Raw genomic sequence first — 18,959 nt, 5'->3', positions numbered from 1 at the left:
TATTTGGCGCTTGCAGCGGCTCCTAGCGGCTCGCGAAAGCGAACGCGAACCAGCCCGTGCTGCCGTTCGTCGACATACGACGCGGACGGCGACTCGTGCTTTGCGACGGCACGGCAACCGGCGCGCGCTGCGCTGCGGTCAGGCGCAGCGGCGTCGGCTTGCGCAGCAGCGTGCGCAGTGAGAAGCGGCGCGAGCCGCCCCGCGTGCGCAAGGCCGAGAAGAATGTGTTGAACCAGGTGCGAATGCCGTCGACGGCCTTCGTGTCGCGCCATTGTTCGCCCAATGCGCGTGTGCGCGTGGCGTGATGACGCAGCGCGCGCACGACATGGCGGCGCGCCGGACGGGCGGCTTTGAGGGCGGCTCGGGTAAAACGTGTGCTCAGAAGAGTATGCATGGCTTCACAAGTAGGCAGCGTGTCGCGCGACGAAATGTGCGCCCAATAGCAGCACCAAGCGTGCCAATGGCGGTCTCGCGATAGATGGTTCGGGAGACCGGAATCCGGTGGAAAACTGCGCGGCGGGGAACTGCGCGGAGAACGGCGCCTTGGGCTTCATGGCCCGTGGGACGCGAAAACAGACGGGAATAGCGATCAACATGCGTGCAGGCTACACGTGATTCATGACGTCTGAAAGTCGGTTTTTACCCTGCGGATGAGGGTTCATACGTAGTTCGCAGCGCGGCAAAGGCTAGGCGCAGGCGGTGTTTGCAGAGGCCCACCGTGCACGTTACCGTGCGTGCCCGCACAGCCCGCGTGCGTCGGCAAGCCGCGCGCCGCCTGCAAATAGTGCGCGGCATTGCGGACCTGCATCGACTTCATGTCGACGCGCGACGGTGAAACAGCACGCGGTATGATCGCGCCCGTTTTACAATCGAAGATCGGTTAGTCGACGGTCACGGATCACCATGTCACTCCATTCGAAGAAAGAGCAGATTCACACGTTGCGCGAGCAGGGTTTTGTCGTCGTGCCGGGTCTCGTGTCGGCCGAGCGTTGCGACCAGATGAAGCAGATCGCGCAACGTCAACTTGAAGAAGCCGCCGCGCCGATCGAGTTCGAAGCGGATCTGCAATATCCCGGCGCGCCGTCGTCGAAACTGGCGCCCGGCGGTCATACCGTGCGCCGTTTGCTCGACGCCTATGGCCGCGATCCCAGTTTCGCGCAATGGGCGACCGCGCCCGAGATTCGCGGCTGGATGGAGTTGTATTTCGGCGAGGAGCCGCGCCTGTCGCGCGCGCATCACAACTGCATGATGACCAAGCACCCGGCGTACGGCAGCCTGACCGGCTGGCATCGCGACGTGCGTTACTGGTCGTTCGAACGCGACGATCTCGTTTCGGTGTGGCTTGCGTTGGGCGACGAAACCGTCGACAACGGCGCGCTATGGCTCGTGCCCGGCTCGCACAGCGCGCCATTCACCGGCGATCGTTTCGACGAAGCCAAGTTCTTCCGCTCCGATCTGGAGGAAAACCAGGCGTGGATTCGCGCGGCCGTTTCGCCCGAACTGAAAGCCGGCGACGTGGTGTTCTTCCACTGCAATACGCTGCACTCGGCGGGCAAGAACTTGAGCAACCAAGTGAAGTTCTCGCTCGTCTACACGTATCACGGCGCGAGCAATGTGCCGTTGCCCGGCACGCGGTCGGCCGCGAAGCCTGAAATCGCTTTCTGATCCGACGATTCGCTAGCGCTTTTTGACGGCGCCAAACGCACGCGCGAGGGCGTGCAACCCTGGCGCCGCCGCTTAGCCGGCTAACGCTTGCGTCCCGACAAAGCCATGCCCGTAATTCCCGCGAGCGTCGCCACGACGCCGCCGACAATCAGCATGATTGCCTTGTTCGTCGGCGAACCCGTAAAGACGCGCGAGACGTCGCTGCTCACCGAATTGAATGCCTGTCCGCCGAAGTACAGCAGCAATACGCCGCCGACAATCAGCGCAATCGAAATTGCCTTCGCCATTGAATGCTCCCTAAGCCTGGTCGGCGAAAGTGTAGGGGACCTGCAAGCACTCGTCCATCGTGCATGGCGGGCGTCTGCACGCATCGCGTCGATTGGCTACCATAGCGAACTTGCCGCCTATACAAACAAATTGCAGCAGCACGCCTCCCGCAGCATGCGCTTGCCCATGCCCGAGATCACCGGGCGACATCATCATCAAGGACACTAGCAATGGCTTACGAAGCAGCTTCAGAACGCTATTCGGACATGCAGTACCGCGTGTGCGGCAAGACGGGTCTCAAACTTCCCGCGCTGTCGCTCGGCTTGTGGCACAACTTCGGCGACACCACGCCGCTCTCGACGCAGCGCGAAATTCTGCGTACCGCCTTCGACCTCGGCATCACGCATTTCGATCTCGCCAACAACTATGGGCCGCCGTACGGCAGCGCGGAGACGAACTTCGGCCGTCATTTCAAGGACGACTTCAAGCCGTATCGCGACGAACTGCTGATTTCGTCGAAGGCGGGTTGGGACATGTGGCCGGGTCCGTACGGACAAGGCGGCGGATCGCGCAAGTATGTGCTCGCGAGTCTCGATCAGAGTCTCAAGCGCATGGGCCTCGACTACGTCGACATTTTCTATTCGCATCGCTTCGACGCGAACACGCCGCTCGAGGAAACCGCGGGCGCATTGGCGAGCGCCGTGCAGCAGGGCAAGGCGCTGTACATCGGCATTTCGTCGTACTCGGCAAGCAAGACGCTCGAAATGGCGAAGCTGCTCGCCGAATACAAGGTGCCGTTGCTGATTCATCAGCCTGCGTACAACATGCTGAATCGCTGGATCGAACGTGAGTTGCTCGACACGCTCGAACAGGTCGGCGCGGGCACGATTGCGTTCACGCCGCTGGCGCAGGGCCTCTTGACCGGCAAGTATCTGAACGGCGTGCCGCAAGACGCGCGCGTCAACAAGCCGGGCGGCGGATCACTGAAGCAGGAACATTTGAGCGAGCAGAACATCGAGCACGTGCGCAAGCTGAACGACATCGCGCAGCGTCGCGGACAAAGCCTCGCGCAAATGGCGCTTGCCTGGGCGCTGCGCGATCCGCGCGTGACTTCCGTGCTGATCGGCGCGAGCCGCGCGGAGCAGGTGCGCGAAAACGTCGGCGCGTTGAAGAACCTCGCGTTCTCGAAGGAGGAGCTCGCGGAGATCGATCGTTACGCGACTGAAGGCGGCGTCAATCTGTGGGAGAAACCGTCGACGGATCAGGCGATCTGATTCCGGCGACGCTGTCGCCTTGCAAACGAACAGATCAACAGATGAACAGAAAGCCGCCGCACAGGCGGCTTTTTTTCGCTAGACGAGCGCGGGCAAGCCTTCGACCAGCACGACTGCGAAGACGACGCCGAGCAGCGCGCCCAGCACGCGCAGCGCGTTGTGCCGCAACTCCGTCTTGCAAGGCAGCGCGCCTACGAACAATGCCCCGGCAAGCGCCATCGGAATGACCAGGATGAAGTCGCCAATCGTGAAGTAGGTCGTCATACTCGTCTCCTGTTGTATTGGCCGCGTGTGGCCGCCAAACAGCGGCTCTGTTCAAGAGCCGTGCAGTGCCAACGCTCGATTTGAGTATAGATGACGCCTGAAGCGGCGTAGCCGCGTCCACGAGCTTCGCGACGCTTATTCGCAGGCCGCAGAAGCCAACGCCTGCAAGGCTCGCGGCGCTTGTGGCGGCGCAGCAAAATACGCCGCAAAAAGTGAAGCGTTTGCTTACGCACCCCTTACTTTTTATCGATTTTCGATGCGAGGTGAATCGTCGGCGCGGTCGGCGAGCGCGTCGCGGCCAAGTCGCGATCGAGTCGTGTTCGACTCAACCGTGAGCCGAGTCGAGCCGCTGCAATCTGAACGCCGCGAGCAGACCGATCACGAGCAGCGCGGCAACGAGTCCGGCAACGCCGCTCCATCCATAGCCGGCCCACATGTGGCCGCCATATGAGCCGATCACGCTCGAGCCGATGTAATACGCGAGCAGATAAAGCGCGGCCGCCTGGCCCTTGGCTTCTTTCGCGAGACGCCCGACCCAGCCGCTCGCGACAGCATGTCCCGCGAAGAAGCCGAACGTCACGCATGCAATGCCGCCGACAATCGCCGCAAGCGCGCTCAGCATCGTGAGCGCGAGCCCCACGCCCATCAGCAGAAGACTCGCGCTTAGCACGCGGGCGCGCCCGAACGTATCGGCCATGCGCCCCGACCAGGGCGACGCGATGACGCCCGTCAGATAGACGACGAAGATCGCGCCGATCTCCGTTTGACTCAGGCGATACGGCGGCGCGAGCAGCCGGTAGCCGATGTAGTTGTACAGCGTGACGAAACTGCCCATCAGCACGAAGCCGAGCAGAAACAGCAACGGCAAGCCCGGCCGCGTGAATTGCCGAAGCAGCGCGCTGCGATGATGCGTGAAGCCGAGCCCGCGCCGCGGCACGAAGTGACGCGACGGCGGCAGCAGCGCGCGAAACGCGAGCATCGACAGAATGCCTAGCACGCCGATCGTGCCGATCGCGACGCGCCACGAAAACAGATCCGCGACCACGCCGGTAATCACGCGCCCCGCCATTCCGCCGATCGCGGTGCCGCCGACATACAGCCCCATCGCGAGGCCCAGACCGTCGGGGTGAACTTCTTCCGCGAGATAGGCCATCGCCACGGCCGGCACGCCGCCGAGCGCGAGTCCTTCGAGCGCGCGCAGCACGAGCAACTGATGCCACTGCGGCGCAATCGACACGCCGATGGTCAGCAACGCGGAAGCCGTCAGCGACATCGTCATCAGCTTGTGACGGCTCCAGCCTTCGGAGACAAAGCCCGCGGTGAAGATGGAGACGGCGAGCGCGGCCGTCGACAGTGAAACGGTGAGGCTGCTTTGCGCAGGCGTCACGTTGAATGTCGACGAAAACGACGGCAGCAGCGGCTGCACGCAATACAGCAACGAAAACGTGGCATAGCCGGCAAACAGCAAGGCGATGCTGGCGCGCCAATAGGCACGAGTGCCGCGTTCGAGGTAAGAGAGGTGGGAGGCGTGAGAGGCGTGAGAGGCGTTGGGCACGGCAAAGACGAAGAAAGACGAAATGCGGAAATGGCGGAAGTGCAAACGGCCGCATGATCGAAGCGTTCTAAAGCATCAGCCGGTCATGGTCATGGTCATGTCCATTGCCACGATCACCGCCGCTATTCGCGGCACGCCGCGCATGCAAAGCAGTTAAGGATACGCTGAAAATCGCGCCCTGGTGTGCGAGCGCTGCGCGCGTTGCGCCGACGCTCCGCGTTTTTGATCTCCGCGCCCAGCAGGGTTTATGATGGTCTCGTTGCGATGCGCGCGTCGCAACGAATCCAGCGAAACGACGGGTGAAGCGCGCCGAGTTCCGGCTTTCAAGGGCCCCGCAAAACGGGAACAATGACGAGATGCTCTCACGCGTATTCACGCGCAGCAGTTTGGGTGCGTACGCAACGTTACCGGCGAAGCGGCGCTTTTATCATCACCTTGACCGGCATGAATCCAGAAAGCCGGCTATGGGAGAACGGGGAAACATCATGCAAATCGGTTCCATTGTCCGATCGGTGCATATCGCCGTGCCGCAAGGCGCGCGCGGAATCGTCATGCGCATTCTCGGCGACATGGCCATGGTGGCGTGGTACGCCGGCGAGCCCGGCGCTTCGCCGCAACTGAACACCGAACCCTTTTTCCTCGAAGACCTTATCGACACCGGCGAACTCGTGCGTCCGCCAAGCGCGCAGATGCATTGAAGCGGTTGCGGTTTCGCGCGTCTGCCGCTATCTCGCAGACGCGCGCCGCGAACCGGGCCACTCGTCTTTGACGGCGGCGCGGCGCACAATGCGGGCATGAACGACATTCTCGATCCACAGGACGGCGCAGCGCGCGCTGTGCCTTTCGCCCGGCTTCAGCCGGAAGTCGTACTCGACGCGCTCGACAGCGTGCTCGGCTCCGTCGGCGTTCGCACCGACGGGCGCATGCTGCCGCTTAACAGCTACGAGAACCGCGTGTATCAGGTGGGCGTCGAAGACGGGCCGCCCGTGGTCGCGAAGTTTTATCGACCGGAGCGCTGGAGCGACGCCGCCATTCTCGAAGAACATGCGTTCGTCGCCGAACTTGCCGCGCGCGAAATTCCCGCCGTGCCTGCGCGCACGTTCGAGGGCGGCACGCTGCATACCTTCGACGGCTTCCGCTTTTCGATTTTCGAGCGCCGCGGCGGACGCGCGCCCGATCTCGACCGTCGCGATACGCTCGAGTGGCTCGGGCGTTTTATCGGGCGGATTCATGCGGTCGGGCAGACGCAAAACTACACGGAGCGTCCCGCGCTCGACATCCAGACTTTCGGCTATGAGCCGCGCGACTTTCTGCTCGCGCACCGCTTTCTTCCCGACGACGTGCGCGGCGCGTGGGAAACCGTCATCAATCTCGCGCTGGAAGGCGTCGAGCGCGCCTTCCAGCGCGCGGGCGATATTCGCATGTTGCGAATGCACGGCGACTGCCATCCGAGCAACGTGTTGTGGACCGACGCGGGCCCGCATTTCGTCGACTTCGACGACAGCCGCATGGGTCCGGCCGTGCAGGACTTGTGGCTGCTGCTGCCGGGCGAACGCGCCGAGGCGTCGCGCGCACTCACCGACCTACTCGCCGGCTACGAAGACTTCTGCGACTTCGAACCGCGCGAACTGCATCTGATCGAAGCGCTGCGCACGCTGCGGCTCATCCACTACCAGGCATGGCTCGCGCGACGCTGGGACGATCCCGCGTTTCCGGCCGCGTTCCCCTGGTTCAACACTCAACGGTATTGGGAAGACCGTATCCTCGAAATGCGCGAGCAGCTCGGCGCGATGCAGGAAGGGCCGCTCTGGCCCGTGTGAACGTGTGAACGCGTGAACCGAAGCGCCGACGCCACATTCCCGGCACGCCGCGATTGAGCAAACGCATCAATTGTGTAATGATAGCCATTCTCAATTGAAGGGCGTCGCCAGCTTCCTGTCACATTTCTCCTCCTCTGTGACTGCCAGCCAGCCTCTCAATGGGGCGGCTGCCAAGCCGGAGCCGTCCGCTTTCTCCTTTTTCGAATTCCTTCGCTGCCGGTTTGCGAGCGCGCGTATTGCATGCGGGCGCCCCGGCGGCGGCTTAACCTGCTGCACCGGAGCATGGATGTGAACGCGCCTGATTCGATCGATATGAAACCCGCAGCCGACGGCGCCACGCGCTACGTCGCGCATGACGAGCCGCCGGGCCGTCATCTGATGGACGGCGCCGAGCAGGCGGCGCGGCGTCAGCGTTGGCGGCGCGCGAACTTTATCAAGTGGCTGCGCAAGGTGCATGGATGGGTCGGCCTGTGGGGCGCCGTGCTCGGACTGCTGTTCGGCGCGACCGGCTTTCTGCTGAACCATCGCGCGGGTCCGATGAAGGTGTCGACCGGGCAGCCGCAGGTCGAGGAATTGCAGATGGCCGTGCCCGACAAGCCATTCCATTCGCCGATGGACATGGCGAAGTGGCTCAAGGGCGAGCTGAAAATAGACGGCAAGCCGGGCAGGATGAAACGCGAACCGGCGCATCCGGTCGCGTGGGGCGATCAGAGCACGATTCAGCCGGAATTCTGGCAGGTGGCATTCGCCGCGCCGACGCAGAACGTGCAGGCCGAATACTGGGTCGGCAATGGCTTCGTCGCCGTGAAGCGCACGCAAAACACCTTTCTCGCGACGATGACGAACCTGCACAAAGGCGTGGGCCTGAGCATCGGCTGGATGCTGCTGGTCGACACGATTGCCGGCTCGCTGATCCTGCTTTCGCTGACGGGCGTGCTGTTGTGGACCGAGTTGAACAAACGACGCGTGGTGGGCGTGGTGCTGGTGGGCGGATCGATCATCGCCGCCGTGGTGTGCGGCTTGGTGTAAGCATGCCGACGCGCGCCCGACGCTCGCAGCGCGCGACCCAGCACCCGACACTAGCCTACGCGCTGCAGGCCGCTCCGCCCGACGCCGCGATTTCCCGCGCGGCCTTTGCGCCCTCCACCTGAAGCAGTGTCGGCAGCGAAACGCCGTTTTTGGCCGCAGTCACTTCGGCGAGAATCGACACCGCAATTTCAGGCGGCGTCCGGCTGCCGATATAAATGCCAACCGGTCCATGCAAACGGGCCAACTCGGTCTCGCTGAGATCGAATTCCTTCAGCCGTTCGCGCCGCGCCTGGTTATTGCGCCGCGAACCCAATGCGCCGACATAGAACGCCGGCGTCTTGAGCGCTTCCATCAATGCGAGGTCGTCGAGCTTCGGGTCGTGCGTGAGCGCAATCACCGCGCAGCGTTCGTCGAGCTTCATGTCGAGCACGGTGTCGTCGGGCATGGTCCGCACGATCTTCGTGCCGGGAATGCTCCACTCTTCCGTGTACTCTTCGCGCGGATCGCAGACCGTCACCTGATAATCGAGCCCCACGGCAATGTTGCACAGATAGCGCGACAACTGTCCCGCGCCGATCACGAGCATCCGGTAACGCGGGCCGTGAATCGTCAGAAGACGCTCGCCGTCGAAGTGCACGCCGTCGGTCGCGAGCGCCTTGCCGAGCTGCGCCTTGCCGCTCGCCATGTCGAGCTCGCGCGCGACAAGCCGTCCTTCTTCCACCGCATGACAGAGTTCGGCGATGCCGCTTTGCGGCGTCAACGGTTCGAGCACCAGTTGAATCGTGCCGCCGCAAGGCAACCCGAAGCGATGCGCTTCTTCGGCCGTGATGCCGTATTTCACCGCCTCGGGATGCGTCTGTTCGATGCCCCTTTGCCGCACGCGATCGATCAGATCGTCTTCGATACAGCCGCCCGATACCGAGCCCACCACGAGTCCGTCGTCGCGCACCACGAGCATCGCGCCCTCGGGCCGCGGCGACGAGCCCCACGTCTTGACCACTGTCACCAGTAGCGCGCGATGTCCTTCCTCCAGCCAACGTGCGCTGGACTTCAGGACTTCGAGATCCACGCTGTCCATGATTTCTTCCTCTTCGTTGCATCGCCACCGGACTCGCCTTCCTCGGCGTCGGTCGATGCAGTATTGTGCCCCGCCGCGTCGGCGGCTGCAGCGTCCGGAACATTGCCGGCGTCGTCGGCTTCGGCGGCATTCGTATTGTCTCCGCCGACCTGGGCGCTAAAGCGCTTGAAGAATTCGCCGGCGATCTTGCGCGCCGCGCCGTCGACGAGCCGCGAGCCTATCTGCGCAAGCTTGCCGCCGACCTGCGCGCTCGCCGTGTAGCTGAGCTTGGTCGCGGCGTCGCCGTCGGCTTCGAGCACGACGCGCGCGTTGCCCTTCGCGAAGCCGGCCGCGCCGCCCTGGCCTTCGAACACGATGTTGTATGAAGTTGGCGCGTCGATGTCGGTGAGCTGCATGCGTCCTTTGAAGCGTGCTTTAACCGGCCCGACCGCCGCGCTCAGCGCGACGAGATACGCATTTTCGCCGTCCGGGTCGATGCTTTCGCAGCCAGGAATGCACGCGCGCAAAACCTCGGTGTCGTTGAGCGCGTCCCACGTGCGCTGCTGCGAAACCGGCAGCGTATGAGTTTCGGTCAGTTCCATGAACTTGCTCCTGCGGTTGGCGTGGCAAGAACGCGCGGACGCGGCGCGCGCGTGAGTTGCGCGAAGTCGTGGCCGAACGCGGCCAGGCTCTCGAGATTATGAACGGGGCGATGGGCGTCGACATACGGCAGGATCGCCAGCACGCCGCGCGCCTTCGGAGAAAAGCCGCTGTAACGCAGCAGCGGATTGAGCCATACGATGCGATGCGCGAAGCGGCGCAAGCGCGCCATTTCGGTGTCGAGCACGTCGATGGCTTCGTGATCGAGTCCATCGGTCACGAGCAGCACGCTCGCGCGCCCGGCGAGCACGCGCCGCGCCCAGCGTCGATTGAATTCGGCGAGCGCCGCGCCGATGCGCGTGCCGCCCGACCAGTCGACAACCTGCTCGGTCAGCGCCGCAATGGCCACGTCGGGATCGCGCTCGCGCAGCGCGCGCGTCGCGTTCGTGAGCCGCGTGCCGAACAGGAACACCTGCAAGCGTTCACGCGATTGCACGAGCGCATGGCAGAAATACAGCACCGCGCGCGAGTAACTGCTCATCGAGCCGGAGATGTCGAGCAGCAGTACGAGCGGCGGTTTGCGCTCGACCACCGCACGATACTTCCACACGGTCCAATCGCCGCCCGCGCGCACAGCCTGGCGCGCGCTCGCGCGCAAGTCCGCGTGTGTGCCGTGCGAGGCGGCCTTCAGGCGCCGCGTCGGTTCTTTTGCAAGCGGCAGGCGCTGAGCGCGAATCAGGTGACGCAGCGTGCGCCATTCATCGGCGGAAAGGGTGTCGAAGTCGCGATGACGCAGCCGCTCTTCGGCGCTGAACGTCGCGTGCGCGCGCAGTTCGTGCTGCTCGGTTTCCTGCGGCTTGTGCGTATTCGGCGAGGGCGGCGCGCGGACCGCGAGCGCGTCGGCGAGACGGTTGTTGCGTTTGGGCGGCGGCAGGCCGTCGCGGACTTTCGGCAACAGCAGCGCGCGCAATTTGCCTTCCCAATCGGGATCGCGCCAGAAGAGTTCGAAGGCGGCGTTGAACAGATCGCGTTCGTCGGGCGCGGAGACGAGCGTCGCGGCGAGCGCGGCGCGTACGTCGTCGCGGCGGCCGAGGTCGATCCAATGCAGAGCGGCGAGCGCGTCGACGGCATGCGCGGGCGACATCGGCAAACCGGCGCCGCGCAACACGCGCACGAAATGCACGACGTTGCGGGCAAGCGTGGGCGTGTCGTTGGTTAGCGATGCGGTGGGGGCTGAGTTCATGGCGTCCGTCATGCGTTGAACGCGCGCGGTATCGCCGTCGCCGTCGCCCATGCTGTCAACGCGAGTTGGCGTCGTCATGCCGCTATCCCGGCGCGGCGAGACACTGCGCGATCTGCTCGGCGTCGACGCGCGCGAGGTCGTCCTGATACTTCAGCAGCACGCCAAGGGTGTTCTGCACCGATTGCGGATCGAGTTCCGTCACCGAAAGCGCTTCGAGCGCGCGGCACCAGTCGATCGTTTCGGCGATGCCCGGCGCCTTGAACAGATCCATGCCGCGCAGCCGGTGCACGAAATCGACTGCGCGCCGCTGCAATTCCGCCGACGTCGCGCTCGCGCGCGCCGCCACGATCTCAAGCTCGCGATCACGCTCGGGATAACCGATCCACTGATAGAGACAGCGGCGCTTCAGCGCGTCGTGCACTTCGCGCGTACGGTTCGACGTCATCACGACGAGCGGCGGCACGGCCGCGCGCACGGTGCCGTACTCGGGGATCGACACCTGGAAGTCGGACAGCAGCTCGAGCAGAAACGCTTCGAACGGTTCGTCGGCGCGATCGATTTCGTCGATCAGCAGCACGCGCCGCGCGCCCGGATGGTTTTCATCGGGCATCAGCGCTTGCAACAGCGGGCGCTTCAGCAGAAATTCGCCGCGATACAGCGTGTCGTTATCGGGGCGCTCGCCGGCGGCTTCGGCGAGACGCAGCGCCATGATCTGCCGCGGATAGTCCCACTCATACAGCGCGCTCGCGGTATCGAGTCCTTCGTAGCATTGAAGCCGCAGCATCGACGTGCCGAGCATGCCCGCCGCTGCTTTGGCGAGTTCGGTCTTGCCGACGCCCGGCTCGCCTTCGACGAACAACGGACGCTCCATGCGCAACGCAAGGTACAACGCCGTCGCCAGTTCGCGGCTCGCGAAATAGTTTTGCGCGGCGAGTTGCGCGAGGGCGTCGTCGATCGAAGCGGGGTGCATGGCGTTCCTGAATCTGCGCGGTCAGCGACGCGGGTGAGCGAATGCGGCCGACCTGAGCGTGTCGTTCAACATCTCAAGGCCGGCCGGACATGCAAAGGATCGCTAACTATTCGCCTTCGCCACCGCTCGCGCGGCGAGTACCGGAATCAGATGCGCGCGATACTCGGCGCTCGCGTGCATGTCGTCGTTCAGATTCGCGGCGGAAAGGCTGACGGCACGCGCGGCCTCGGGCGTGAAATTTGCCGACAACGCGCTTTCCAGTTCGGGCACGCGAAACACCGAAGCCGCCGCGCCCGTCACCGAGACGCGCACGCCGCTTGCGAACTTCGCGACGAACACGCCGACGAGCGCGAAATGCGACGCGGGGTTGCGAAACTTTTCATAAGCCGCGCGCTCGGGCACCGGAAATTCGACGGCGACGATTAGCTCGTCCGGTTCCAGCGCGGTCTCATACATGCCCACAAAAAATTCGCTCGATGCAATGCGCCGCCGCTGCGTGACGATGGTGGCGTCCAGACCCATCGCCGCTGCCGGATAACAGGCGGCCGGATCGTTGTTGGCGAGCGACCCGCCGAGCGTGCCGAGCGCGCGCACCTGCCGGTCGCCGATATGCGCGGCCAGTTCCGCGAGCGCCGGCAACACGCGCCGCAGTTCCGCGTGTTCCGCGACATCCGCGTGACAGACGGCCGCGCCGATCTTCACCGTGTTGGCGTCGACGGTAATCGACTTTAGCGCGGGAATGCGCGTCACGTCGATCAACTGCGACGGCTGCGCGAGACGCAGCCGCATGGTCGGCAACAGGCTCTGTCCGCCGGCGAGAAATTTCGCGTCGCTGTCGGCGGCGATGGCCGCGGCGGCCGCTTGCGGGTCCGTCGCGCGTTGATACTCGAATGAATACATGTCGAATGCTCCGCTCAGGATCTCAATGGGCTGCCACGTTTGCCGCGTGAATCGCCGACCACACGCGATGCGGCGTGGCCGGCATTTGCAGATCGGTCACGCCGAGTGGCGCGAGCGCGTCGATGATCGCGTTGATCACCGCCGGCGGCGAGCCGATCGCGCCCGCTTCGCCGCAACCTTTGACGCCGAGCGGATTGTGCGTGCACGGCGTGCCTTTCGCGGTTTCGACGGTGAAGTCGGGCAAGTCCGACGCGTGCGGCATCGCGTAGTCCATGTATGAGCCGGATAGCAACTGACCGCTTTCGTTGTCGTACACGCAGCGCTCCAGCATCGCCTGTCCGATGCCTTGCGCGAGGCCGCCATGCACCTGGCCTTCGACGATCATCGGATTGATTACGTTGCCGAAGTCGTCGACGGCCGTGAACTGCTGGATCTCGCACACGCCCGTGTCCGGATCGACTTCGATCTCGCAGATATACGCGCCCGACGGATACGTGAAGTTGCTCGGATCGTAGAACGCGCTTTCCTCGAGGCCCGGTTCGAGCACTTCGAGCGGATAGTTGTGCGGCACATACGCGGCGAGTGAAATCTCGGCGAATGCCTTGGTTCGATCGGTGCCCGCAACGCGGAACACGCCGTTCTTGAACTCGATGTCTTCCGCCGCGGCTTCGAGCAGATGCGCGGCGATTTTCTTCGCCTTCGTTTCGATCTTGTCGAGCGCTTTCATGATCGCCGAGCCGCCGACTGCGATCGAGCGCGAGCCGTACGTACCCATGCCGAAGGGAATGCGCCCGGTGTCGCCGTGCACGATCTCGACACTGTCGAGCGGAATGCCGAGCCGGTCCGCGACGACTTGCGCGAAGGTCGTTTCGTGCCCCTGGCCGTGACTGTGCGAGCCGGTGAACACGGTGACCGAACCCGTTGGATGCACGCGAATCTGTCCGACTTCGAAGAGGCCCGCGCGTGCGCCCAACGCGCCCGCAATGTTCGACGGCGCGAGACCGCACGCCTCGATATAGCAGGAGTAACCGAGACCGCGCCGCTTGCCGTTCTTCTCCGATTGCTGGCGGCGCGCTTCGAAGCCTTTGACATCGGCGAGTTCGAGCGAGCGCGCGAGGATCGTTTCATAGTCGCCCGTGTCGTACGTGAGGCCGACCGGCGTCGCGTACGGAAATTCGCGGATGAAGTTGAGGCGGCGAATCTCGGCCGGGTCGATCTTCATCTCGCGCGCGGCTGTTTCGACGAGACGCTCGACCACGTAGGTTGCTTCGGGACGACCCGCGCCGCGATAAGCATCGACGGGAACGGTGTTGGTGAAGACCGCCTTCACCTCGGCGTAAATGGCGGGCGTCGCGTACTGGCCGGCGAGCAGCGTCGCGTACAAGATGGTCGGCACGCTCGAGGCGAACGTCGACAGATACGCGCCCATGTTCGCGATGGTGTGAATGCGCATCGCGAGGAACTTGCCGTTGGCGTCGAGCGCGAGTTCGGCTTTCGTTACGTGATCGCGGCCATGTGCGTCCGAGAGAAAAGCCTCCGAGCGCTCGGCGGTCCACTTCACCGGACGGCGAATTTTCTTCGACGCCCAGGTTAGCGCGACGTCTTCGGCGTAAAGAAAAATCTTCGAACCGAAGCCGCCGCCGACGTCCGGCGCAATCACGCGCAACTTCGACTCCGGCAGCGACAGCACGAAAGCGGCCATTAGCAGGCGCTCGACGTGCGGATTCTGATTCGCGACGTAGAGCGTGTAGCTGTCGTCCTGCGGCGAGTAGTTCGCGTTGACCGCGCGCGGTTCGATCGCGTTCGGCACGAGGCGGTTATTGACGATGTCGAGCGTGGTGACGTGCGCGGCTTTGGCGAACGCGGCGTCGGTCGCGGCTTTGTCGCCGTGGCCCCAGTTGTAGCAGACGTTGTCCGGCACTTCATCGTGAACGGCCGGCTGACCGGCGTCGGCTGCGTGCGCGGTGTCGACCACGGCGGGCAGCACGTCGTAATCGACTTCGATCAGTTCGGCGGCGTCTTTCGCGGCCTTGATCGAATCGGCGATGACGAGCGCGACCTGATCGCCGACGTGGCGCACTTTCGTATGCGCGATGACCGGATGCGGCGGCTCGTTCATCGGCTTGCCGTCGGTGCTGTGGATCAGCCAGCCGCACGGCAGGCCGCCGACGTTTTCCGCGGCCATGTCCTTGCCGGTGAAGATCGCGACGACGCCCGGCGACTGCCTGGCCGCGGTCGTGTCGATGCTGTTGATCCGCGCGTGCGCATACGGCGAGCGCAGAAATACCGCGTAGGTTTGCTGCGGCAGCAGGATGTCGTCGGTGTACTGGCCGTTGCCCGTCAGGAATCGATAGTCTTCCTTACGTTCGACGGAAGCGCCGATCAGGTTGTGAGTGTCGGGTGCGTTCATCGTCGGCTCCTCAGGCGGTGGCTTGCGCGGTGGCGCTTGCGTTCGCGTTTGCATTGGCGTTTGCAGTCGCGTTTGCGTCCGCGTTAGCCGCGCCCGAGGACTTCATGCCTTCGGCGCCTTCGAGCACGGCCTTCACGATGTTGTGATAGCCGGTGCAGCGGCACAGATTGCCGTCGAGTTGCGCGCGGACGTCGTCGCCGGTGAGATTGGGCTGACGTTCGACGAGCGAGATTGCGCTCATCACCATGCCGGGCGTGCAGAAGCCGCATTGCAGGCCGTGGCAGTGTTTGAAGGCGGCCTGCATCGGATGCAGCGCGCCGTCTTTGGCGAGACCTTCGATGGTGGTGATGCGCGCGCCGTCCGCCTGTGCCGCGAGGATGTTGCACGATTTGATCGCGCGGCCGTCGAGGTGGACGGTGCACGCGCCGCACTGGGCCGTATCGCAGCCGACGTGCGTGCCGGTGAGCCGGAGTTGATCGCGAAGGAACTGAACAAGCAGGGTGCCGGGCTCGACTGAAGCGCTGATGGGCGCACCGTTCACCGTCAGACTAATGCTGATCGCCATGAAGTCGTCTCCTGATGGGGGGAAACCGGACCGCTTTTGTTCTGCCTTCAGCCTGCTGCTCGTTCGCGAGGTCCGATTAGGGTGCTGCGGTTTTTTATGAGTCTGCCGAAAAGTAAAGCACAAATTGGGCGGGGGCGCTATGGGGGTTGTTTTGCCTGTGGCGCTCTTTTTTACCCTGTTGGCCTTTTCCTGGTTTTGCTTTGGTCTGTTTGGGTTGGCCTTGGCTTCGGTTGGCCTTTCCTTGATTTCGCGGTGGTCTATTTCGCGTTGCCCCTGTGCGGGGCGGCACTCACTTTCTTTGCCGCCGCAAAGAAAGTAAGCAAAGAAAGCGGGCTTACACCGCCAGCTTGTAGGTGGGTTCCGTGGTTCGGAGCGGGCAGTGGCGCGTCTTACATCCGTGCCCTCGCACACTCCGCGCTCGTGACAAGGCAGTCATGCTTCCCGCCTCGCACTGCGTGCTCGCCGGAAGGGTTCGCTTACACCGCTCGCTTGCGTTTTTTCGCGGTGGGAGCCATCGGCTTCGCCTCGGCGAGGCGCCGGCGGGGCGATCACTTTGCTTGGCGGGAATCTAAATGCGTGCGTTCCGCTCGCGCTTTTGAAGAACGCGGCGGCGGAGCCAGAAGAGCGCGAAGCGCAGCGACGGTTCGCGGCGCGGGGAACCGCAGAACCCTCGCGACGACTCGCGGCCCGCGACACGGCCGAACGCGCGATGGTTTTGGGAACGACCGCTGCGGCGCGCGAAGCGTCGCCGGAAGAATGACTGCCTTGTCACTAACGTCGAATGCGCGAGGACACGGATGTAAGGCGCACCACTGCCCACTCCGAACCGGAGGAGCCATCTAAAAGCTGGCGGTATGAGCCCGCTTTCTTTGCTTACTTTCTTTGCGGCGGCAAAGAAAGTGAGTGCCGCCCCGCACAGGGGCAACGCGAAATAGACCACAGCGAAATCAAGGAAAGGCCAAGGGGGTTACTAACAACAACAACAACAACAAAAACCCCTGCCCTCATCGGGCCAAATGCGACCGCCTCCTCGAATACCCAAAATAAATCCCCATCCCCACCACCAACCAAACCAAAAAAGCCACCCAGGTAATAGCCTGCAAATTCACCATCAAAAACAGACACGAAGCGACAGCAAGCACCGGCACCACCGGCACACCAGGACACCGGAACGCGCGCGGCAACTCCGGATGCGTCCTACGCAAAACCAGCACCGCGATCGACACCATCGAAAACGCCGCCAACGTGCCGATGTTGATCAGCTCCGCCAGCACATTCAACGGCACGAGCGCCCCGATGAGCCCGAAGAAAATGCCGACGAGCCACGTCGTGAAGAACGGCGTCGCAAACCGCGGATGCACACGCGAAAGCCGTGCAGGCAACAAACCATCGCGTGACATCGCGAAAATCACGCGCGTCTGTCCGTAAGCCATCACGAGGATCACGGTCAGCATGCCGAGCACCGCGCCCAGATCGATGAAGCCCGCCACCCACGGCTGACCCGCAACCTGCAACGCATACGACACCGGATGCGACACGTTCGCGAACTGCGCCGACGGCACGATGCCGGTCACCACAGCGGCCACCGCGACATACAACACCGCGCACACGCCAAGCGACGCGATGATGCCGATCGGCAAGTCGCGCTTCGGGTTTTTCACCTCTTCGGCGGCGGACGATACCGAGTCGAAGCCGATGAACGCGAAGAACATCACCGCGGCCGCGCCGAACACGCCGTTCCAGCCGTTCGGCATGAACGGGTGCCAGTTCGCCGGCGTCACATGAAACACGCCGACCGCGATCACGAGCAGCACCACGGTCACCTTGATCGCGACCATCACGTTGTTGATCCGCGCCGACTCGCGCACGCCGACCGACAGCAGCGCGGTGATCGCCATCATCACGAGGAACGCGGGCAGATTGAAGAGCGTTTCATGACCGGGCAACGCGCCCGGCGCCGCCGTCAGCGCGACCGGCAACGACACGCCGAAACCGGACAGCAGCGATTGCAGATAACCGGACCAGCCCACCGAAACCGCGGACGTCGCGAGCCCATATTCGAGCATCAGATCCCAGCCGATGATCCACGCGGCCAGTTCGCCGAGCGTCGCGTACGAATACGTGTAGATGGAGCCCGCGACCGGAATCGTCGATGCAAATTCGGCGTAGGCGAGCGCCGCGAAACCGCACGCGACGGCCGCAATCAGGAACGAGATCATCAGCGCCGGGCCGGCTTGCACGGCGCCCGTGCCGGTCAGCACGAAAATGCCGGTGCCGATAATGGCGCCGACGCCGAGAAACGTCAGGTCTAGCGCACCGAGCGCTTTCTTGAGGCCGGCGTTCTGGGCGCTCGTCGCGAGCATGTGCTCGACGCTCTTCTTGCGGAACAGGGACATTGGCGGGGGTCTCCAGTAGTGCACGCGTGTCGCGCGCCGAATGTCGGGAAACCCGCGATTTTAGCGGATGCGCGCGCATGCACCTTTTTGGGACGCGCTAAAAAGACGGGGCTCTGGATACGTGGCGCTGGCGTGACCGAGCGGCATCGCAGCGGCAATCCAGCGGCAATCCAGCGGCAATCCAGCGGCATTCCAGCGGCATTCCAGCGGCAATCCAGCGGCAATCCAGCGGCATTCCAGCGGCAACCCGGCGGCATCCGACCTGCCGCAGCCGCCAGCTTACCCCGCCATCGCCGGATTGAGGTCGACGAGCCGGTTGCTCATCACATAGAAAGTGAGTTCGGCGTTGTTGCGCAGCTTCATCTTCTCGAGCAGGCGCGTGCGGTACACGCTCACCGTTTTCACCGACAGCGACAGCGCCTCGGCAATGTCGGTCAGCCGTTTGCCCGACGCGAGCATGCACAGGGTCTGGTATTCGCGGTCGGAGAGCTTTTCGTGCGGCAACTGCTCGCCGTCGAAGGAGACATAATCGGCGAGCGCCTCGGCCATCGCCGGGCTCACGTATTTGCGGCCGGCCGCGACCTGCTGGATCGCGCCGATCATCTGCGCGGCATCGACGGTTTTGGACAGATAGCCGGCGGCGCCAGCCTTCAGCGCGCGCACCGCGTACTGATCCTCGCGATACATCGAGAACATCAGCACCGCCACGCGCGGCGCCTTGCGCTTCAGGCGCTTGAGCACTTCGACGCCGTTCATGTCCGGCAGCGAAATGTCGAGCAGCACGACGTCGAAACTGTGGGCCGCGACGGCGTCGAGCGCTTCGGCGCCGGTCTGCGCCTCGGTGACCTCGCGCGCGACGCCGCGATCCAGCAGCAACTGGCGCACGCCCTGGCGAACCACGGCGTGATCGTCGGCGAGCAGGATGCGCAGGCTCATGACGGCTC

General features: G+C 63.9%; 18 protein-coding genes. 5 read left to right on the top strand and 13 right to left on the bottom strand.

Annotated elements, in window-relative coordinates:
• Positions 1-22: 22 nt before the first annotated feature.
• Positions 23-394: a hypothetical protein gene (locus AB6809_RS25230; RefSeq protein WP_006050508.1), complete on the bottom strand. Its 372-nt coding sequence runs from the start codon at positions 392-394 to the stop codon at positions 23-25.
• A 509-nt stretch (positions 395-903) separates the two neighbouring features.
• Between AB6809_RS25230 and AB6809_RS25225 the strand changes: the two genes are divergently transcribed.
• Positions 904-1,665 carry a phytanoyl-CoA dioxygenase family protein gene (locus AB6809_RS25225; protein WP_307251106.1) on the top strand — a complete coding sequence of 254 codons (762 nt, stop codon included), beginning with the start codon at positions 904-906 and terminating at the stop codon, positions 1,663-1,665.
• A gap of 80 nt (positions 1,666-1,745) precedes the next feature.
• Here the strand turns inward: AB6809_RS25225 and AB6809_RS25220 are convergent, their stop codons facing one another.
• Entirely contained in the window at positions 1,746-1,952 is a 207-nt protein-coding gene (locus AB6809_RS25220; protein WP_006050506.1) for a DUF3185 family protein, read from the bottom strand.
• Between the two features lie 210 nt (positions 1,953-2,162).
• Here AB6809_RS25220 and mgrA point away from each other — a divergent pair, with 210 nt between their 5' ends.
• Positions 2,163-3,206 carry an L-glyceraldehyde 3-phosphate reductase gene (mgrA, locus tag AB6809_RS25215; protein WP_006050505.1) on the top strand — a complete coding sequence of 348 codons (1,044 nt, stop codon included), beginning with the start codon at positions 2,163-2,165 and terminating at the stop codon, positions 3,204-3,206.
• Between the two features lie 78 nt (positions 3,207-3,284).
• Here the strand turns inward: mgrA and AB6809_RS25210 are convergent, their stop codons facing one another.
• Together AB6809_RS25210 and AB6809_RS25205 are read right to left on the bottom strand one after the other, a co-directional pair.
• Positions 3,285-3,470 (bottom strand): hypothetical protein, encoded by a 186-nt coding sequence (locus AB6809_RS25210; RefSeq protein ID WP_006050504.1) that lies wholly within the window; start codon positions 3,468-3,470, stop codon positions 3,285-3,287.
• 325 nt (positions 3,471-3,795) lie between these two features.
• Positions 3,796-5,025, bottom strand: a complete 1,230-nt coding sequence (locus tag AB6809_RS25205) for an MFS transporter (RefSeq protein WP_371027403.1) — start codon at positions 5,023-5,025, stop codon at positions 3,796-3,798.
• Between the two features lie 485 nt (positions 5,026-5,510).
• Between AB6809_RS25205 and AB6809_RS25200 the strand changes: the two genes are divergently transcribed.
• The 3 genes from AB6809_RS25200 (at position 5,511) to AB6809_RS25190 (ending at position 7,874) form a co-directional block, all read left to right on the top strand.
• Entirely contained in the window at positions 5,511-5,723 is a 213-nt protein-coding gene (locus AB6809_RS25200; protein ID WP_371027402.1) for a hypothetical protein, read from the top strand.
• A 96-nt stretch (positions 5,724-5,819) separates the two neighbouring features.
• The gene (locus AB6809_RS25195) at positions 5,820-6,845 is read left to right on the top strand and encodes a serine/threonine protein kinase (protein ID WP_371027401.1); all 1,026 of its coding nucleotides are present in this window, start codon (positions 5,820-5,822) and stop codon (positions 6,843-6,845) included.
• Positions 6,846-7,133: 288 nt separating this feature from the next.
• Positions 7,134-7,874, top strand: a complete 741-nt coding sequence (locus AB6809_RS25190) for a PepSY-associated TM helix domain-containing protein (protein ID WP_371027400.1) — start codon at positions 7,134-7,136, stop codon at positions 7,872-7,874.
• A 55-nt stretch (positions 7,875-7,929) separates the two neighbouring features.
• Here AB6809_RS25190 and AB6809_RS25185 read toward each other — a convergent pair whose 3' ends face one another.
• The 9 genes from AB6809_RS25185 to rqpR all read right to left on the bottom strand — a co-directional run bounded on the left by AB6809_RS25185 (position 7,930) and on the right by rqpR (position 18,951).
• Positions 7,930-8,952, bottom strand: coding sequence for an XdhC family protein (locus AB6809_RS25185; RefSeq protein ID WP_053857380.1), 1,023 nt, complete (start codon positions 8,950-8,952; stop codon positions 7,930-7,932).
• Complete coding sequence (locus AB6809_RS25180) at positions 8,925-9,533, bottom strand: CoxG family protein (RefSeq protein ID WP_029969481.1); 609 nt, start codon at positions 9,531-9,533, stop codon at positions 8,925-8,927. Before AB6809_RS25180 ends, AB6809_RS25185 begins: the two co-directional genes overlap by 28 nt.
• Positions 9,524-10,852 (bottom strand): VWA domain-containing protein, encoded by a 1,329-nt coding sequence (locus AB6809_RS25175; RefSeq protein ID WP_171800181.1) that lies wholly within the window; start codon positions 10,850-10,852, stop codon positions 9,524-9,526. Before AB6809_RS25175 ends, AB6809_RS25180 begins: the two co-directional genes overlap by 10 nt.
• Positions 10,853-10,856: 4 nt before the next feature.
• A complete protein-coding gene (locus AB6809_RS25170) occupies positions 10,857-11,744 on the bottom strand; it encodes an AAA family ATPase (RefSeq protein ID WP_371027399.1) in 888 nt (295 codons plus the stop codon).
• A 102-nt stretch (positions 11,745-11,846) separates the two neighbouring features.
• Positions 11,847-12,644, bottom strand: coding sequence for a xanthine dehydrogenase family protein subunit M (locus tag AB6809_RS25165; RefSeq protein ID WP_371027397.1), 798 nt, complete (start codon positions 12,642-12,644; stop codon positions 11,847-11,849).
• Positions 12,645-12,666: 22 nt separating this feature from the next.
• A complete protein-coding gene (locus AB6809_RS25160) occupies positions 12,667-15,054 on the bottom strand; it encodes a xanthine dehydrogenase family protein molybdopterin-binding subunit (protein ID WP_029969485.1) in 2,388 nt (795 codons plus the stop codon).
• Between the two features lie 10 nt (positions 15,055-15,064).
• The gene (locus tag AB6809_RS25155; protein ID WP_307251135.1) at positions 15,065-15,619 is read right to left on the bottom strand and encodes a (2Fe-2S)-binding protein; all 555 of its coding nucleotides are present in this window, start codon (positions 15,617-15,619) and stop codon (positions 15,065-15,067) included.
• 1,004 nt (positions 15,620-16,623) lie between these two features.
• On the bottom strand, positions 16,624-18,015 hold the full coding sequence (locus AB6809_RS25150) for an amino acid permease (protein ID WP_029969492.1): 1,392 nt from the start codon (positions 18,013-18,015) through the stop codon (positions 16,624-16,626).
• Positions 18,016-18,294: 279 nt separating this feature from the next.
• Positions 18,295-18,951 (bottom strand): response regulator transcription factor RqpR, encoded by a 657-nt coding sequence (gene rqpR, locus AB6809_RS25145; protein WP_006050491.1) that lies wholly within the window; start codon positions 18,949-18,951, stop codon positions 18,295-18,297.
• Positions 18,952-18,959 lie beyond the last annotated feature (8 nt).

The organism is Paraburkholderia sp. RCC_158 (assembly GCF_041355255.1).
Classification (GTDB): domain Bacteria; phylum Pseudomonadota; class Gammaproteobacteria; order Burkholderiales; family Burkholderiaceae; genus Paraburkholderia; species Paraburkholderia graminis.
Note: the sequence above shows the minus strand (reverse complement) of the source record. Positions and strands in the feature narration are given on the sequence as shown.

Excerpts from the sequence above, each read along its gene's own strand:
- AB6809_RS25230 (WP_006050508.1), bottom strand. The coding sequence starts at position 394 with ATGCATACTCTTCTGAGCACACGTTTTACCCGAGCCGCCCTCAAAGCC.
- AB6809_RS25225 (WP_307251106.1), top strand. The coding sequence starts at position 904 with ATGTCACTCCATTCGAAGAAAGAGCAGATTCACACGTTGCGCGAGCAG.
- AB6809_RS25220 (WP_006050506.1), bottom strand. The coding sequence starts at position 1,952 with ATGGCGAAGGCAATTTCGATTGCGCTGATTGTCGGCGGCGTATTGCTG.
- mgrA (WP_006050505.1), top strand. The coding sequence starts at position 2,163 with ATGGCTTACGAAGCAGCTTCAGAACGCTATTCGGACATGCAGTACCGC.
- AB6809_RS25210 (WP_006050504.1), bottom strand. The coding sequence starts at position 3,470 with ATGACGACCTACTTCACGATTGGCGACTTCATCCTGGTCATTCCGATG.
- AB6809_RS25200 (WP_371027402.1), top strand. The coding sequence starts at position 5,511 with ATGCAAATCGGTTCCATTGTCCGATCGGTGCATATCGCCGTGCCGCAA.
- AB6809_RS25195 (WP_371027401.1), top strand. The coding sequence starts at position 5,820 with ATGAACGACATTCTCGATCCACAGGACGGCGCAGCGCGCGCTGTGCCT.
- AB6809_RS25185 (WP_053857380.1), bottom strand. The coding sequence starts at position 8,952 with ATGGACAGCGTGGATCTCGAAGTCCTGAAGTCCAGCGCACGTTGGCTG.
- AB6809_RS25180 (WP_029969481.1), bottom strand. The coding sequence starts at position 9,533 with ATGGAACTGACCGAAACTCATACGCTGCCGGTTTCGCAGCAGCGCACG.
- AB6809_RS25175 (WP_171800181.1), bottom strand. The coding sequence starts at position 10,852 with ATGACGACGCCAACTCGCGTTGACAGCATGGGCGACGGCGACGGCGAT.
- AB6809_RS25170 (WP_371027399.1), bottom strand. The coding sequence starts at position 11,744 with ATGCACCCCGCTTCGATCGACGACGCCCTCGCGCAACTCGCCGCGCAA.
- AB6809_RS25165 (WP_371027397.1), bottom strand. The coding sequence starts at position 12,644 with ATGTATTCATTCGAGTATCAACGCGCGACGGACCCGCAAGCGGCCGCC.
- AB6809_RS25160 (WP_029969485.1), bottom strand. The coding sequence starts at position 15,054 with ATGAACGCACCCGACACTCACAACCTGATCGGCGCTTCCGTCGAACGT.
- AB6809_RS25155 (WP_307251135.1), bottom strand. The coding sequence starts at position 15,619 with ATGGCGATCAGCATTAGTCTGACGGTGAACGGTGCGCCCATCAGCGCT.
- AB6809_RS25150 (WP_029969492.1), bottom strand. The coding sequence starts at position 18,015 with ATGTCCCTGTTCCGCAAGAAGAGCGTCGAGCACATGCTCGCGACGAGC.
- rqpR (WP_006050491.1), bottom strand. The coding sequence starts at position 18,951 with ATGAGCCTGCGCATCCTGCTCGCCGACGATCACGCCGTGGTTCGCCAG.